Source organism: Pseudomonas kurunegalensis (genome assembly GCF_030291635.1).
GTDB classification, from domain to species: Bacteria; Pseudomonadota; Gammaproteobacteria; order Pseudomonadales; family Pseudomonadaceae; genus Aquipseudomonas; species Aquipseudomonas monteilii.
Map to the genome: position 1 here is coordinate 5,807,865 of NZ_CP127871.1, position 16,178 is coordinate 5,824,042.

Sequence of the window (16,178 nt, forward strand, 5' to 3'; positions counted from 1 at the left end):
CCTTGATACGTCTGCTGAAGTTCTTCTGGTGGTCTTCCGTCGCAGTCATCTGCGCGCTCGTACTCGGTGTGAGCGGTGCGTTTCTGTATCTTAGCCCCAGCCTGCCCTCGGTCGAGTCGCTCAGAAGCATCCAGTTGCAGATCCCCCTCAGGGTGTACAGCAGTGATGGCAAGCTGATTGCCGAGTTTGGCGAGATGCGCCGCTCGCCGATCCGCTTCGCGGAAATTCCGCCACAGTTCATTCAGGCACTTCTGTCAGCCGAGGACGACAATTTCCTCAACCACTACGGTGTCGACCCCAGCAGCCTGATGCGCGCGGCGACCCAGCTGGTAAAAACCGGGCATATCCAGACCGGCGGCAGCACCATCACCATGCAGGTGGCGAAAAACTTCTTCCTCACCAGCGAACGCAGCTTCTCGCGCAAGACCAACGAGATCCTGCTGGCCCTGCAGATCGAGCGCGAGCTGACCAAGGACGAGATCCTCGAGCTGTACGTGAACAAGATCTACCTGGGCAACCGCGCCTACGGCATCGACGCTGCCGCGCAGGTGTATTACGGCAAGTCGATCCGCGACGTGAGCCTGGCGCAGATGGCCATGATCGCCGGCCTGCCCAAAGCACCGTCACGCTTCAACCCGCTGGCCAACCCCGTGCGCGCCAAGGAGCGCCGCGACTGGATCCTTGGCCGCATGTACAAGCTGGGCAAGATCGACGAAGCCAGCTACCAGGCTGCCCTGGCCGAGCCGCTCAATGCCAGCTACCACGTGCCGACGCCTGAGGTGAATGCCCCTTACATCGCTGAAATGGCCCGCGCGGAAATGGTCGGCCGTTATGGCAGCGACGCCTACACCGAAGGCTTCCGCGTCACCACCACGGTGCCCAGCGACATGCAGGAAATGGCCAACAAGGCCATCCTCAACGGCCTCTCCGACTACGACGAGCGCCACGGCTATCGCGGCCCCGAAGCCCGCTTCCCGGGCCGCACCCAGGCTGCCTGGCTGCAGGAACTGGGCAAGCAGCGCATCCTTGGGGGCCTGGAGCCGGCCATTGTCACCCATGTCGAAAAAACCGGCCTCAAGGTGCTGACCCGCGACGGCCAGCAAGCCGAGGTTGCCTGGGACACCATGAAGTGGGCGCGCCCGTTCATCAACAGCAACGCCCAGGGCCGTACACCGCAGTCGCCAGCCGACGTGGCCCAGGTCGGCGACCTGGTGCGCCTGCAGCGTCTGGACGACGGCAAGTTCAAGTTCAGCCAGGTGCCTGGTGCACAAAGCGCCCTGGTCACCCTCGACCCTTACAACGGCGCCATTCGTGCACTGGTTGGCGGCTTCTCGTTCGAGCAGAGCAACTACAACCGCGCCATGCAGGCCAAGCGCCAACCGGGTTCGAGCTTCAAGCCGTTCATCTACAGTGCCGCACTGGACAGCGGCTACACGGCAGCCACCCTGGTCAACGATGCGCCGATCGTGTTCGTCGACGAGTCGGTGGATAAAGTGTGGCGACCGAAGAACGATACCAACACCTTCCTCGGCCCGATCCGCATGCGCGAAGCGCTGTACAAGTCGCGTAACCTGGTGTCGATCCGCTTGCTGCAGGCCATGGGTGTAGACCGCACCATCGACTACATTGCCAAGTTCGGTTTCAACAAGCAGGACCTGCCGCGCAACCTGTCGCTGGCCCTGGGCACCGCCACCCTGACCCCGATGGAAATCGCCACCGGCTGGAGCACATTCGCCAACGGCGGCTACAAGATCACCCCGTACCTGATCGACCGCATCGAAAGCCGCAGCGGCGAGACGCTGTTCACCGCCAACCCGGCCCGCGTACCGCAGGGTGCTGAAGACCAGGCGGGCCTGGCCGCACCTGAACAACCCATCAGCACCGCCGCCATGCCAGGTGAGGCGCCGCCGGCCTTCAGCCAGGTTGCGAATGCACCTCAAGCACCTGCGGTGGCCGAGCAGATCATCGACGGGCGCACCACCTACATCCTCACCAGCATGCTGCAGGACGTGATCAAGCGCGGCACCGGCCGCCGGGCGCTGGCACTGGGCCGTACCGACCTGGCGGGCAAGACCGGTACCACCAACGAATCCAAGGACGCCTGGTTCTCCGGCTACAACGCCGATTACGTGACCACCGTGTGGGTCGGTTTCGACCAGCCGGAAACCCTCGGCCGTCGCGAATACGGCGGTACGGCGGCCTTGCCGATCTGGATGAGCTTCATGGGCGCGGCGCTGAAGGACAAACCGAATCACGCACCGGCAGAACCGGAAGGCATCCTTAGCCTGCGGGTCGACCCGGTCAGTGGCCGCGCTGCCTCGCCGAGTACGCCGAATGCGTACTTCGAGCTGTTCAAGGCCGAAGATTCGCCACCGTCGGTGGATGAGCTGGGCAATGGCGCAGCACCGGGCAGCCCGCTGCCAGCGGATGAAGCGGCGCCGATGGATCTGTTCTGAAGCAGGGCACCTGACTCAAGCTTTGCGTGGGCGCGTGAATCGAGCGCCGCCCGCGCGGCGCATCGCGAGCAAGCTCGCTCCTACATTTGTTTCAGGCCAGTATCGCCTGAGCCAACGCGCGCGACCGCCTTGTTTGCCCGACACGATGTCGAGGTGGACGCCAAGGGGCCGCGCACCTCTGCCTCAGGAATAACTGGCCCGAAACAAATGTAGGAGCGAGCTTGCTCGCGATGCGCCGCGCGGGCGGCGCTCGATCTCATAGGCACCATAATTGCCTCGGCGAACACCTTGCAGCCCTAACACATTCCCAAATCCCCAATAAAAAGCCCCGACTCATACGAGCCGGGGCTTTTTCATGTCGCTACAGCGGCAATCAGCCGTTGAACACGTCATCCACGCTGGTCAGCGGGTAGTGTTTCGGATACGGCAGGGTAGCTACGCCGGATTCGATGGCGGCCTTGGCCACAGCGTCGGAAACGACGGTGATCAGGCGTGCATCCAGCGGCTTCGGAATGATGTACTCACGGCCGAACTCCAGACCTTCGACGCCGTAGGCTTCGCACACTTCCTTCGGCACTGGCAGCTTGGCCAGGTCTTTCAGGGCGATAGCGGCAGCGATCTTCATTTCTTCGTTGATGCGCTTGGCGCGAACGTCCAGAGCACCACGGAAGATGAACGGGAAGCCCAGTACGTTGTTGACCTGGTTCGGGTAGTCGGAACGACCGGTCGCCATGATCACGTCGCTGCGAGTGGCGTGCGCCAGCTCTGGCGAGATTTCCGGGTCCGGGTTCGAGCAGGCGAAGACGATCGGGTTGGCAGCCATCGACTTCAGGCCTTCCGCGCTCAGCAGGTTCGGGCCGGACAGGCCCACGAACACGTCTGCACCGTTCAGGGCATCAGCCAGGGTACGTTTGTCGGTAGCGTGGGCGAACTGCGCCTTGTACTGGTTCAGGTCGTCGCGGCCAGCGTGAATCACGCCGCTGCGGTCGATCATGTAGATGTTCTCGACCTTGGCACCCATGCTCACCAGCAGCTTCATGCAGGAGATGGCGGCTGCACCAGCACCCAGGCAGACGATCTTGGCGTCTTCCAGCTTCTTGCCGGCGATTTCCAGGGCGTTGATCATGCCGGCAGCGGTCACGATGGCGGTACCGTGCTGGTCATCGTGGAATACCGGAATGTCGCACTGTTCGATCAGGGTGCGCTCGATTTCGAAGCACTCAGGCGCCTTGATGTCTTCGAGGTTGATGCCACCGAAGGTGATCGAGATGCGGCGAACGGTGTCGATGAACGCTTGCGGGCTTTCCGATTCGACTTCGATGTCGAACACGTCGATACCGGCGAAACGCTTGAACAGAACGCCCTTGCCTTCCATGACCGGCTTGGAAGCCAGTGGGCCGAGGTCGCCCAGACCGAGGATGGCGGTGCCATCGGAAATCACCGCAACCAGGTTGCCTTTGCCGGTGTACTTGTAAGCCAGCTCTGGATCACGGCCGATTTCACGCACGGGTTCTGCAACACCTGGGCTGTAGGCCAGGGCGAGGTCACGGGCGGTGGCAGTGGGCTTGGAGAGCTCGACGCTCAGTTTCCCCGGACGAGGTTGAGCGTGGTATTCGAGAGCGGCGGTTTTCAGGTCTGACATGGTGGGCATTCCGCTATTTACTGTTCTGACGGACCGCCGAGGATACGCAAAGAGCCGGGGAGTCACAAGACTGGTCGGTCACTTGTGTCAAGGCCTTTAGCCTACGACTTTACGCTATAACCCACGGGGGCATACGGCTCACAGTGTGTACAATCCAATAGCGAAATGTCTACATCTTTTAGCCTGAAATACGCTCCAACATGCTCGGATCGGTCAATGGCAACACCCAGCGTCGCTGCCCGGGCTTCAGGCCGCCCTTGCGGGAACGATCCAGCACCCAGCCACGCGCCTCGACCTGGCGTCCCTTGAGGTTATCGAAGAAGCTGGCGGGGAAGTTGCGTTGCAGACGAGCGGGAACCTGCAGCACCACGGCGTCGTCCAGGGTTAGCCAGACGCCGCCACGGTTGCGTTCGATACCCTTGACGCGGCCACCGACCACCGCGAAACCCGGCTGCCTGACTTCCCCTGCCGGCACCACGGGCGAACGGCGCCACAAGCCGCTGCCTGCCTTGCGCGCCGCTTGCTCGGCAAGTTGCTGGCAACCGCTGAGACGTACATTCGGGGCAACTGCCACGCGGTAGCCCAAACCCTCGCTGAGTAACTGTGCTTCCAGATTGTCGCCATTACGGCCGTAGATATGCGCCAGTGTGCGGCCATATTTGTCTTTGGCCTCAACGCCGGGCACCAACCCGACACGCCCATCACTGGCCTTGACCAGCGCCTGCAAGCGCCGCTTCGCGGCCTCGGCATAAGGCTCGCTGGTGCGCCCGTTGCGGCCAATTTCCGGGGCGTTGATGCCAATCAGGCGTACGCTGCGGCCATCGGCCAGGCGCACGGTATCGCCATCCACCACCTGGCGCACCAGCACCTGCTGTGGTTGCTGGGGTAGCGGGCAGAATGCCATGGCGGGAAAGGCCCAGATGACGCCCATAAAAAAAGCGCCCACAAGGGGCGCCTTTTTTTGCAGCACTGCGAAACCCGAGGGGTTCGCCATGCGCATGATTACTTCTTGGTACCGAACATACCGAAGCGATCGGCGAACTTCTGTACGCGGCCGCCGGTGTCCAGGACTTTCTGCTTACCGGTGTAGAACGGGTGGCACAGGTTGCAAACGTCGATCGACAGGACATTGCCCAGGGTCGAACGGGTTTCGAACTTGTTGCCGCAGCTGCAGGTGACTGCAACTACTTCGTAGTTCGGGTGGATACCTTCTTTCATGGTCACTTCCTCGAGCTGCGTGCCGCCACCCAACACCAATTGTTGAATACCGCACGTAATTAGGCGGCGAATAATACCAGAGCACAGCGTCAGTGCAAGATGTCGCTTGCACCGACCGTCGTCTGCTAGGCTCGCCAGTTCTTGTAACGCCCTCCGAGACTTTTTGCGTGTCCGACGTCATCCTGCGCCTTGCCCTGCCCTCCCCGCTGCGCCGCCTGTTCGACTACAAGGCGCCGGCGAGCATGGCGCGCCAGGCCTTGACCCCGGGCATGCGCATCCGTGTGCCCTTTGGCCGCCGCGAAATGATCGGTGTGCTGGTGGAGGTATGCGCACAGAGCGAAGTGCCTGCCGACAAGCTGAAACCGGCCAGCGCCCTGCTCGACCCGGTGTCCCCCATCCCGGCGTCGCTGTTCAAGCTGTGCCTGTGGACCGCCCAGTACTACCAGCACAGCCTGGGCGATACCCTGAGCTGGGCCTTGCCCACGCTGCTGCGCCAGGGCGAACCCGCCGAAATGCGCCAGGAGCGCTTCTGGCACATTGCCCCCGGCGCGCGCCTGGAAGACCCGCGCATTGCCCGCGCGCCGCGCCAGCGCGATGCCCTGAAAACCCTGGCCCAGCACCCGCATGGCGTGGCCCACACCCTGTTGGCCAAGCTCAACCTGAACAAGGACAGCCTCGACCTGCTACTGGCCAAGGAACTGGTACAGGTCGAGGTCCGTCGCCACTTGCCGGCACTGCGCCACGAACACTGGCTGGCACAACCGGAACTGCCGCTCAACGAAGAACAACGCGATGCCTTCGACGCCGTACGCGAGGGCTTTGGCGGCTTCGGCGCGTTCCTGCTGGCCGGCGTCACCGGCAGCGGCAAGACCGAGGTCTACCTGCAACTGATCCGCGAAACCCTGGAAGCCGGCAAGCAGGCGCTGGTGCTGATCCCCGAAATCAACCTCGGCCCGCAAACCCTGGCGCGCTTCGAACAACGCTTCAACGCCCGCATCGCCCTGCTGCATTCGGCGGTGAACGACCGCGAACGCCTGGACGCTTGGCTGGCGGCGCGTGACGGCGAGGCCGACATCATCATCGGCACCCGCTCGGCGCTGTTCACGCCAATGAAAAACCCCGGCCTGATCATCATCGACGAGGAGCACGACGGCTCCTATAAACAGCAGGAGGGCCTGCGCTACCACGCCCGCGACCTGGCACTGGTGCGTGCCCACCAGGAAAACATCCCGATCCTGCTCGGCTCCGCCACGCCGTCGCTGGAAACCCTGCACAACGCCCTGACCGGCCGCTACCGCCTGCTGCGCATGAACCAGCGCGCCGGCGGCGCCCGCCCGCCACGCATGCTGCGCCTGGACGTGAAAAGCCTGCCTCTGGACAGCGGTATCAGCGGCCCGTTGCAACAGGCCATCCGCCAGACCCTGGAAGCCGGCCAGCAAGTGCTGGTGTTCCTCAACCGCCGCGGCTTCGCCCCGACCCTGCTGTGCCACGATTGCGGCTGGCTGTCCGAATGCCCGCGTTGCGACGCGCGCATGACCGTGCATCAGCGCTCCGGCGTGCTGCGCTGCCACCACTGCGGCTATGACGAGCGCTTGCCGCACCAGTGCCCAACCTGCAACCACGTCGACCTGCGCCCGGTCGGTGCAGGCACCGAGCGCGCCGAAGAACGCCTGAAGGTGCTGTTCCCGGACTACCCGATCCTGCGGGTGGACCGCGACAGCACAGCGCGCAAGGACGCCATGCACAACCTGTTCAGCACCATCCAGCGTGGCCAGCCGAGCATCCTTGTCGGCACGCAGATGCTTGCCAAGGGTCACCATTTCCCACGGGTTACCCTGGTGGCCATCCTCGACGCCGATGGCGGGCTGTTCTCGGGTGACTTCCGCGCCAGCGAACGCATGGCGCAGTTGATCGTACAGGTGGCCGGGCGTGCCGGGCGTGCCGAAGAGCCCGGCAAGGTCATCATCCAGACCCACCTGGCCGACCACCCGCTGCTGGTGCAGCTTACCGAGCAGGGCTACTTCGCCTTTGCCGAACAGGCCCTGGACGAACGCCGCGCCGCCGGCTTGCCGCCTTATTCTCATTTGGCGCTGTTGCGCGCCGAAGCCCACAAGCCGGGGCAGGCCGAAGGCTTCCTCGACGAAGCCTGCGCCGCCGCCGAGCGTCTGGTGGCCGAACAGCGCCTGCCGGGTATCGAACTGCTAGGCCCAGTACCGGCGCCCATGGAGCGCCGCGCCGGGCGCTTCCGGGCGCAACTGTTGATACAGGCCAATACCCGGGCGCCTTTGCATCGACTGATCAGCGCCTGGTTGCTAGTGTTGGAGCAGATGCCGAGCGGGCGCCAGGTGCGTTGGTCACTGGATGTCGACCCGGTCGACCTGTACTGACGTCCGGGCTGCTTTGCAGCCCCAAAGGTTGGCAACCCGCTCCCAGCCACGGATAATGCCCAGTTTTTCCACCTGCGCATCCAGGCGCTCACCGCGCTTGCGGTCGAAAAGAGATCCCCATGAAAGACACCATTCGCCAGCTGATCCAGCAAGCCCTCACCCAACTCGTCACCGACGGTGTGCTGCCTGAAGGGCTGTCGCCGGCGATCCAGGTGGAAAACGCCCGGGACAAGACCCACGGCGATTTCGCCAGCAACATCGCCATGATGCTGGCCAAGCAGGCGGGCATGAAGCCGCGTGACCTGGCCGAAAAGCTGATCAACGCCCTGCCGGCCAGCGCCGACATCAGCAAGGTCGAGATTGCCGGCCCTGGCTTCCTCAACTTCTTCCAGAACACCGACGCCCTGGCCAACCGCCTGGACGCCGCCCTGGCCGATGCCCACCTGGGCGTGCGCAAGGCCGGCCCGAGCGAGAAAGTCGTCATCGACATGTCGGCGCCGAACCTGGCCAAAGAGATGCACGTCGGCCACCTGCGCTCGACCATCATCGGTGACAGCGTCGCTCGCGTACTGGAATTCCTGGGTGACAACGTCATTCGCCAGAACCATGTGGGCGACTGGGGTACCCAGTTCGGCATGCTGATGGCCTACCTGCAGGAAAACCCGATCACCAGCGACGAGCTGTCGGACCTGGAAAACTTCTACCGCGCCGCCAAGAAGCGCTTTGACGAGTCGGAAGAGTTCGCCACCCGCGCCCGCGGCCTGGTGGTCAAGCTGCAAGCCGGCGACCCGGACTGCCTGGCCCTGTGGACGCGCTTCAAGGACATCTCGCTGTCGCACTGCCAGAAGACTTACGAGCTGCTCAACGTCAAGCTGACCATGGCCGACGTGATGGGCGAAAGCGCCTACAACGACGACCTGGCCAACGTGGTGGCCGACCTCAAGGCCAAAGGCCTGCTGGTCGAAGACCAGGGTGCCCAGTGCGTGTTCCTCGAAGAGTTCAAGAACAGCGAAGGCGAGCCACTGCCGGTCATCGTGCAGAAGGCCGATGGCGGCTACCTGTACGCCACCACCGACCTGGCCGCCGTGCGCTACCGCAGCAACGTGCTCAAGGCTGACCGCGCGCTGTACTTCGTCGACCAGCGCCAGGCCCTGCACTTCAACCAGGTGTTCGAAGTGGCACGCCGTGCAGGCTTTGTCGGCCACCCGATGCAAATGGAACACATGGGCTTCGGCACCATGAACGGCGCCGACGGCCGCCCGTTCAAGACCCGTGACGGCGGCACCGTGAAGCTGATCGACCTGCTTACCGAGGCCAAGGAACGCGCCTATGCGCTGGTCAAGGAAAAGAACCCGAGCCTGGCCGACGAGGACCTGCGCCACATCGGTGAAGTGGTAGGCATCGGCGCGGTGAAATACGCCGACCTGTCCAAGCACCGCACCAGCGACTACAGCTTCAACTTCGAGCTGATGCTCAACTTCGAAGGCAACACCGCCCCTTACCTGCTGTACGCCTACACCCGCGTGGCTGGCGTGTTCCGCAAGCTGGGCAAGGGCTTTGACGAAGTCGACGGCAACATCGTGCTGCAGGCTGCCCATGAGCAGGACCTGGCCGCACGCCTGGCGCAGTTTGGCGAAATCCTCAACAACGTCGCTGAAAAGGGCACACCGCACGTACTGTGCAGCTACCTGTACGACCTGGCCGGCCTGTTCTCCAGCTTCTACGAGAACTGCCCGATCCTCGCAGCGGACACCCCAGAGCAGCAGCAAAGCCGCCTGCGCCTGGCTGCCCTGACCGGCCGCACCCTCAAACAAGGTCTGGAACTGCTCGGCCTGGAAACCCTGGAGCGCATGTAAGTTGGCTGCCAAGAAAAAACCCGCACCCAAGCGCGGCGCCAGCCGCCAGACGGCGCCGGCCAAACAGCCGATCCCCGGCTGGGTATGGCTGGCCGTCGGCCTGACCGTAGGCGCATTCATCGTGTTCCTGATGAAGCTCGAACCTGGTAGCGAAGACATCAAGCGCGCCAAGCCCGAGCAGCAAAAGCCCGAGAAAGTGGCCGAAGCGAGCAAGGCAGCGCAGCCCTCCCCGCAGCAGCCGGTGAAGCCGAAATACGACTTCTACACCCTGCTGCCGGAGTCCGAGGTGATCGTGCCGCCAGAGGCCGTGCCGGAGAAAACGCCACCGGTGCCGGCCCAGCCGGTCACCCCGGTGACGCCAGCAGAAGCGGCGAAAATCGACACCGCACGGGCCCAGGCGGCCTTGCTTGGCCAGACCCCGCCACCGGCACCACCGGTGATCAAGCCCGCAGCCACCACCCAATACTTCCTGCAGGCTGGTTCGTTCCGCAAGCAGGCCGATGCCGACAAAGTGCGCGCGCAGATCATCCTGCTGGGCCAGTCGGTGAAGGTGGAGTCGGGTACGGTCAAGGACGAAACCTGGTACCGCGTGCTGGTGGGTCCGTTCAGCAACCGCGAGCAGCTGACCGGGGCGCAAAAGCAATTGTCCGGGGCAGGGTTCAGCAACCTGTTGCTGCAGCAGCGACAAACCCGCCAGTAACGAAAAAGGCCTTGCCGCTTCTACGCGACAAGGCCTTTTTTGTGGGCGCTTTCGGCCTCTTCGCGGGTTCACCCGCGAAGCCTTTCAACGCAAAGCATTCCTCTCGGAAACCTGGCTGTTCAACGTCCAGAAGTCATACAGCACCCCCACCAGGAACAGCCCGCCGGTAAAGAAGTAGATGATCGCGGTGATCCACTTGCCCTGATACAGCCGGTGCAGGCCAAACACCCCGAGGAAGGTCAGCAGGATCCAGGCGATGTTGTAGTCGATACGCCCGGACTGGAACCTCAGATCGGCTTCACGGTCCATGGACGGGATCAAAAACAGGTCGATCAACCAGCCAATGCCTAGCAGCCCGAAGGTGAAGAACCAGATCGTCCCGGTAATCGGCTTGCCGTAGTAGAAGCGATGTGAGCCGGTGAAGCCGAAAATCCACAGCAGGTAGCCGATGGTCTTGCTGTGAGTGTCGTGGTAGGGCACACCCTGTTGATAACTGTTCATTCATAGCCCTCGTGGGTTATCTGAAAATTTTCTAAAAAAAAATGTGACTTTCTCGTCGCAGGCCGACGTACGGCAGCCGGGCAATCGACCAACGGATCAAAGATTGATCAAAAAGCTGTTATAAAGTTGCGCGCCCAACACATAACTATTCATAAGAGCTTCATCTATGCCGCCTTTACTCAAGACATGGCTGACCCTCTGTCTATTATTGCCCCTGGCCGCCCACGCCACCAATCGTGAGCAACGTCTTCCCAATGGTTTCACCGGCTACACCACCAATGCCTCGGTGAGACACGCGCCAACCAAGCAGGCCACCCTGCGCGCGCGCCCGAGCAACGCTGCCAGCAGTCGCGGTGCGCCTGTTGCTGCCATGTCGCCGAAGCAGAGCAGCGATGTGCTCAGCCGTGCGGTGAATGTGCTCGGCACCCCTTACGTTTGGGGTGGCAGCAGCCCGAAAAAAGGCTTCGACTGCAGTGGCCTGGTCAAATACGCCTTCAACGATGTTGCCGACGTCGACCTGCCGCGTACCTCCAATGCCATGGCCCAAGGCCACGGCGTGAAGGTGGCCAAGGGTGACCTGAAGCCTGGTGACCTGATCTTCTTCAACATCAAGAGCCGCCGGGTGAACCATGTTGCCATCTACCTGGGCAACGACCGCTTCATCCATGCGCCACGGCGTGGCAAGCGGGTGAGCATCGACACCCTGAGCAAGCCTTACTGGCAGAAGCACTATGTCGTGGCCAAGCGGGTGCTGCCGAAAGAACAGCAACAGCTGAGCCTGGCCAAGCGCTGATCCCTACTCTGCCTGATCGGCTGGCGCGGTCAGTGTAGGAGCGGCCTTGTGTCGCGAAAGGGCTGCGAAGCAGCCCCAGAGTATTAGAGCAGATGCAAAATTTTCGGGGCTGCTTCGCAGCCCTTTCGCGACACAAGGCCGCTCCTACAAGGGCCTATTGCCAGCGACAGATTCCGGACAAACACTACAAATCGCTGATCAGCCTCTTCTCCACCAACCCCCGCATTGCCCCCTCCATCGTCCGCATCCCTTCTGCACCACCCGCCTGCATCACCGAACACAACTGCGCCATCCGCCCCTCCCGCACCAAATTACGCACCGCCGTCGTCGCCACCAGCACTTCCCGCGCCGCAACCCGCCCGCCACCTACGCGCCTGACCAGTACCTGCGCCACCACCAGGCGTAGCGACTCGGCCAGCATCGCGCGTACCAACGGCTTTTCCTCGGCAGCAAATACCTCCACCAACCGATCGATGCTGTTTACGGCCGAACGCGTATGCACCGTCGCCAGCACCAGGTGCCCGGTCTCTGCCGCGCGCAAGGCCAGGCGAACGGTCTCCAGGTCGCGCAATTCGCCAATCATGATCACATCCGGGTCCTGTCGCAGGGCACTGCGCAGCCCCTGGGCAAAGCCGCCGCTGTGGCGGCCAATCTCACGCTGATTGACCAGGCTGCGTTGGCTGCTGTGGATAACTTCGACCGGGTCTTCCAGGGTAATGATGTGCAGCGCCCGCTCCCGGTTCAGCTGGTCAAGCAGCGACGCCAGGGTGCTGGACTTGCCACTGCCGGTCGGCCCACCCACCAGGATCAAGCCATCACGGCAGTGCGCAACAGCTTGATACACATCCTCCAGGCCCAGTTCATCCAGCGTGGCGATCCGCCCGGGGATCAGCCGAAAGGTTGCCCCAGGGCCATTCAGTTGGCGAAACAGGTTCAGCCGAAAGCGGCCGAGCGCGGGCAACGCCAGCGCCAGGTCCAGTTCATCACCCTCGGCCCATTGCCGCCTTTGCTGCTCTGCCAACAAGGGCGCCATGCCCTCGGCCAGGTCCGCCGCCACCAGCGGCGGCAAGTTCATGCGCTGCAACTCACCGTCCAGACGCAGCATTGGTATCTGGCCCGCCGCCAGGTGCAGGTCCGAAGCCCCCGCCTCCACGGCCCGGGCCAACAGGTCGGTCACATCCATGAGACTCCCCAAAGGCCTTCAAGTAGGTAGAATGCCGCAAACCCAACAGCTGCCGGCATTCATCCATGTCCACCCTAGCAGACAACCTTTCCGCGATTTCCGCCCGTATCGCCAGTGCTGCCCAGGCAGCCGGGCGTGATCCGGCCAGCGTCCAGCTGCTGGCTGTGAGCAAGACCAAGCCCGCCAGCGCCATCCGCGAGGTCCACGCTGCCGGCGTGCGTGACTTCGGGGAAAACTACCTACAGGAAGCGCTGACAAAGCAGCAGGCGCTCAGCGACTTGCCCTTGATCTGGCACTTCATCGGCCCCATTCAGTCGAACAAGACCAAAGCCATCGCCGAGCATTTCGACTGGGTGCATTCCGTGGACCGCCTGAAAATTGCCCAACGCCTGTCCGAGCAGCGCCCTGCCGGGCTGGCACCACTGAACATCTGCCTGCAGGTGAACGTCAGCGGCGAAGACAGCAAATCCGGCTGCGCCCCCGCCGACCTGCCGGCCCTGGCCAAGGCCGTGGCCGCATTGCCCAACCTGCGCCTGCGCGGGCTGATGGCAATCCCCGAACCCACCGATGATCGCGCTGCCCAGGAGGCTGCCTTCGCCAGCCTGCGCGCGTTGCAGGAAGGGCTGGACCTTGGCCTGGACACCCTGTCCATGGGCATGAGCCACGACCTGGAAGCGGCGATCGCTCAGGGTGCGACCTGGGTGCGTATCGGTACCGCCCTGTTCGGGGCACGCGACTACGGCAACACCTGATTCCATGCTTCACTCACTCTTTTCCACAAGGACCTGACATGAGCAAGACTCGTATTGCCTTTATCGGCGCCGGCAACATGGCCGCCAGCCTGATCGGTGGTCTGCGTGCCCAGGGCCTGGACGCCTCGCAGATCCGCGCCAGCGACCCGGGCGCCGAGACCCGCAGCCGCATCCAGGCCGAGCACGGCATCGAAACCTTCGAGCACAACGCCCAGGCCATCGACGGCGCCGACGTCATCGTGCTGGCAGTCAAGCCGCAGGTCATGAAAGCCGTGTGCCAGGCCCTGCAACCCAACCTGCAGGATGGCCAACTGATCGTTTCCATCGCCGCCGGTATCACCTGCGCCAGCCTGCAAAGCTGGGTGGGCGCTCGCCCGGTCGTGCGTTGCATGCCCAACACCCCGGCGCTGCTGCGTCAGGGCGTGAGCGGCCTGTACGCCACCGCCGAGGTGTCCGGCGAACAGCGCCAGCAGGCCGAACAACTGCTGTCGGCCGTGGGCACTGCCCTGTGGCTGGAGCAGGAGCAGCAACTGGACGCTGTGACCGCCGTGTCCGGCAGTGGCCCGGCGTACTTCTTCCTGCTGATCGAGGCCATGACAGCGGCAGGCGAAAAACTCGGCCTGCCACGCGAAACCGCCTCGCAGCTGACCTTGCAGACGGCCCTGGGCGCCGCGCGCATGGCGGTTGCCAGCGATGTCGATGCCGCCGAACTGCGCCGCCGCGTCACCTCGCCCGCCGGCACCACGGAAGCGGCGATCAAGTCGTTCCAGGCCAGCGGCTTCGAAGCCATCGTCGAGCAGGCACTGCAGGCTGCGGCCACGCGCTCTGCCGAGCTGGCCGAACAACTGGGCAAATAAGGAGCTTTAGATGAATGCACTGTCCGGTGCCGCGATCTTCGTGGTGCAAACCTTGGTCAGCCTGTACCTGGTGATCGTCCTGCTGCGCTTCGTGCTGCAGCTGGTCAAGGCCAACTTCTACAACCCGCTTTGCCAGTTCGCGGTGCGCGCCACCCAGCCGCTGCTCAAGCCGATCCGCCGGGTCATCCCGAGTGTCGGCGGGCTGGACACCTCGTCGCTGCTGTTGGCCATCGTTATCCAGGCCCTGCTGATGGGCTTCGTGCTGATGGTCACCTACGGCACGTTCGGCGACATCCTGCACTTGCTGATGTGGGCGATCATCGGCATCACCTCGCTGTTCCTGAAGATTTTCTGGGTGGCGATGATCGTGATGGTGATCGTTTCGTGGGTCGCCCCCAACAGCCATAACCCCGCAGCCGAGCTGGCCTACCAGATCAGCGAGCCGGTACTGGCACCGTTCCGCCGCCTCGTGCCTAACCTGGGCGGCATGGATATCTCGCCGATCTTCGCCTTCCTGGCGATCCAGGTGATCCAGTCGTTCGTCATGCCCCCGCTGGCCGCCTACGCCGGCATGCCACAGGAACTGTGGCGCATGATCTGACCCTGGTTGCCCCCAGCGGCAAGCCTTTGCTTGCCGCTGGGGGTAGCGCTCTTTAGACTTACGCCTCCGTCAAGCGTGAGCAGGGTCGATGTCCACTGTCTTTCCCGAAGATTCCGTCGGTCTGGTAGTACCGCAAACCGCCCGGTTCGATGAACCGCTGGCCCTGGCCTGTGGCCGTTCCCTGGCCAGTTACGAGCTGGTCTACGAGACCTATGGCACCCTGAACGCCAGCGCGAGCAACGCCGTGCTGATCTGCCATGCCCTTTCCGGTCACCACCATGCCGCTGGCTACCATGCCGACACCGACCGCAAGCCGGGTTGGTGGGACAGCTGCATTGGCCCTGGCAAGCCCATCGACACCAACCGCTTCTTCGTGGTCAGCCTGAACAACCTGGGTGGCTGCAACGGCAGCACCGGCCCCAGCAGCATCAACCCGGCCACCGGCAAGCCTTATGGCGCCGATTTCCCGGTGCTGACTGTCGAAGACTGGGTACACAGCCAGGCACGCCTGGCAGACCGCCTGGGCATTGCGCAATGGGCGGCAATCGTCGGCGGCAGCCTGGGTGGCATGCAGGCACTGCAATGGACCATGACCTACCCCGAGCGAGTGCGCCATTGTGTCGACATCGCCTCGGCGCCCAAGCTGTCAGCACAGAACATTGCCTTCAACGAAGTGGCACGCCAGGCCATCCTTACCGACCCCGAATTCCACGGCGGTTCGTTCCAGGACCAGGGCGTGATCCCCAAGCGCGGTCTGATGCTGGCGCGCATGGTCGGCCACATCACCTACCTGTCGGACGACTCGATGGGTGAAAAATTCGGCCGTGAGCTCAAGAGCGACAAGCTCAACTACGACTTCCACAGTGTCGAGTTCCAGGTCGAAAGCTACCTGCGCTACCAGGGCGAGGAGTTTTCTGGCCGTTTCGACGCCAATACCTATCTGCTGATGACCAAGGCGCTGGACTATTTCGACCCGGCCGCCGCCCAGGGCGGTGACCTGGCTGCCACGCTGGCCCACGTCAAGGCGGACTACTGCATCATGTCGTTCACGACCGACTGGCGCTTCTCGCCGGCCCGTTCGCGCGAAATCGTCGACGCCCTGATGGCCGCGCGCAAGAACGTCTGCTACCTGGAGATCGACTCGCCTTACGGGCACGATGCCTTCCTGATCCCCACACCTCGCTACATGCAGGGTTTCTCGAACTACATGAACCGCATTGCCATCTGAGGAC

The 16,178-nt window shown here is 63.3% G+C and carries 14 protein-coding genes; 9 read left to right on the forward strand and 5 right to left on the reverse strand.

Annotated elements, in window-relative coordinates; translation table 11 throughout:
* The first annotated feature begins 2 nt into the window (after positions 1-2).
* Positions 3-2,456 carry a penicillin-binding protein 1A gene (locus QQ992_RS26415; RefSeq protein WP_119371724.1) on the forward strand — a complete coding sequence of 818 codons (2,454 nt, stop codon included), beginning with the start codon at positions 3-5 and terminating at the stop codon, positions 2,454-2,456.
* A 373-nt stretch (positions 2,457-2,829) separates the two neighbouring features.
* Here QQ992_RS26415 and QQ992_RS26420 read toward each other — a convergent pair whose 3' ends face one another.
* The 3 genes from QQ992_RS26420 to rpmE form a co-directional block, all read right to left on the reverse strand.
* Complete coding sequence (locus QQ992_RS26420; protein WP_119371725.1) at positions 2,830-4,098, reverse strand: malic enzyme-like NAD(P)-binding protein; 1,269 nt, start codon at positions 4,096-4,098, stop codon at positions 2,830-2,832.
* A gap of 178 nt (positions 4,099-4,276) precedes the next feature.
* The gene (locus tag QQ992_RS26425; RefSeq protein ID WP_286111635.1) at positions 4,277-5,098 is read right to left on the reverse strand and encodes a thermonuclease family protein; all 822 of its coding nucleotides are present in this window, start codon (positions 5,096-5,098) and stop codon (positions 4,277-4,279) included.
* 2 nt (positions 5,099-5,100) lie between these two features.
* Complete coding sequence (rpmE, locus tag QQ992_RS26430; RefSeq protein ID WP_012274639.1) at positions 5,101-5,316, reverse strand: 50S ribosomal protein L31; 216 nt, start codon at positions 5,314-5,316, stop codon at positions 5,101-5,103.
* A gap of 167 nt (positions 5,317-5,483) precedes the next feature.
* Here rpmE and QQ992_RS26435 point away from each other — a divergent pair, with 167 nt between their 5' ends.
* The 3 genes from QQ992_RS26435 to QQ992_RS26445 all read left to right on the forward strand — a co-directional run bounded on the left by QQ992_RS26435 (position 5,484) and on the right by QQ992_RS26445 (position 10,259).
* Entirely contained in the window at positions 5,484-7,703 is a 2,220-nt protein-coding gene (locus QQ992_RS26435; protein WP_016712502.1) for a primosomal protein N', read from the forward strand.
* A 119-nt stretch (positions 7,704-7,822) separates the two neighbouring features.
* On the forward strand, positions 7,823-9,559 hold the full coding sequence (gene argS, locus QQ992_RS26440; protein WP_286111638.1) for an arginine--tRNA ligase: 1,737 nt from the start codon (positions 7,823-7,825) through the stop codon (positions 9,557-9,559).
* Position 9,560: 1 nt separating this feature from the next.
* Positions 9,561-10,259 carry an SPOR domain-containing protein gene (locus tag QQ992_RS26445; RefSeq protein WP_016712504.1) on the forward strand — a complete coding sequence of 233 codons (699 nt, stop codon included), beginning with the start codon at positions 9,561-9,563 and terminating at the stop codon, positions 10,257-10,259.
* 84 nt (positions 10,260-10,343) lie between these two features.
* Here the strand turns inward: QQ992_RS26445 and QQ992_RS26450 are convergent, their stop codons facing one another.
* Positions 10,344-10,760: an NINE protein gene (locus QQ992_RS26450; RefSeq protein ID WP_016712505.1), complete on the reverse strand. Its 417-nt coding sequence runs from the start codon at positions 10,758-10,760 to the stop codon at positions 10,344-10,346.
* 166 nt (positions 10,761-10,926) lie between these two features.
* On the opposite strand from QQ992_RS26450, the gene QQ992_RS26455 reads away from it, so the two are divergent.
* Complete coding sequence (locus QQ992_RS26455) at positions 10,927-11,553, forward strand: C40 family peptidase (RefSeq protein WP_016712506.1); 627 nt, start codon at positions 10,927-10,929, stop codon at positions 11,551-11,553.
* Between the two features lie 184 nt (positions 11,554-11,737).
* On the opposite strand, the gene QQ992_RS26460 is transcribed toward QQ992_RS26455, so the two are convergent.
* Entirely contained in the window at positions 11,738-12,736 is a 999-nt protein-coding gene (locus tag QQ992_RS26460; RefSeq protein WP_286111640.1) for a type IV pilus twitching motility protein PilT, read from the reverse strand.
* Positions 12,737-12,801: 65 nt separating this feature from the next.
* Between QQ992_RS26460 and QQ992_RS26465 the strand changes: the two genes are divergently transcribed.
* From QQ992_RS26465 to metX, 4 genes are all read left to right on the forward strand, one after another.
* Positions 12,802-13,488 carry a YggS family pyridoxal phosphate-dependent enzyme gene (locus QQ992_RS26465; protein WP_016712508.1) on the forward strand — a complete coding sequence of 229 codons (687 nt, stop codon included), beginning with the start codon at positions 12,802-12,804 and terminating at the stop codon, positions 13,486-13,488.
* Positions 13,489-13,526: 38 nt separating this feature from the next.
* Positions 13,527-14,345: a pyrroline-5-carboxylate reductase gene (gene proC, locus QQ992_RS26470; RefSeq protein WP_025752259.1), complete on the forward strand. Its 819-nt coding sequence runs from the start codon at positions 13,527-13,529 to the stop codon at positions 14,343-14,345.
* Positions 14,346-14,355: 10 nt separating this feature from the next.
* A complete protein-coding gene (locus QQ992_RS26475; RefSeq protein ID WP_012274648.1) occupies positions 14,356-14,946 on the forward strand; it encodes a YggT family protein in 591 nt (196 codons plus the stop codon).
* An 88-nt stretch (positions 14,947-15,034) separates the two neighbouring features.
* Complete coding sequence (metX, locus tag QQ992_RS26480; RefSeq protein ID WP_028698440.1) at positions 15,035-16,174, forward strand: homoserine O-succinyltransferase MetX; 1,140 nt, start codon at positions 15,035-15,037, stop codon at positions 16,172-16,174.
* Positions 16,175-16,178: the final 4 nt, after the last annotated feature.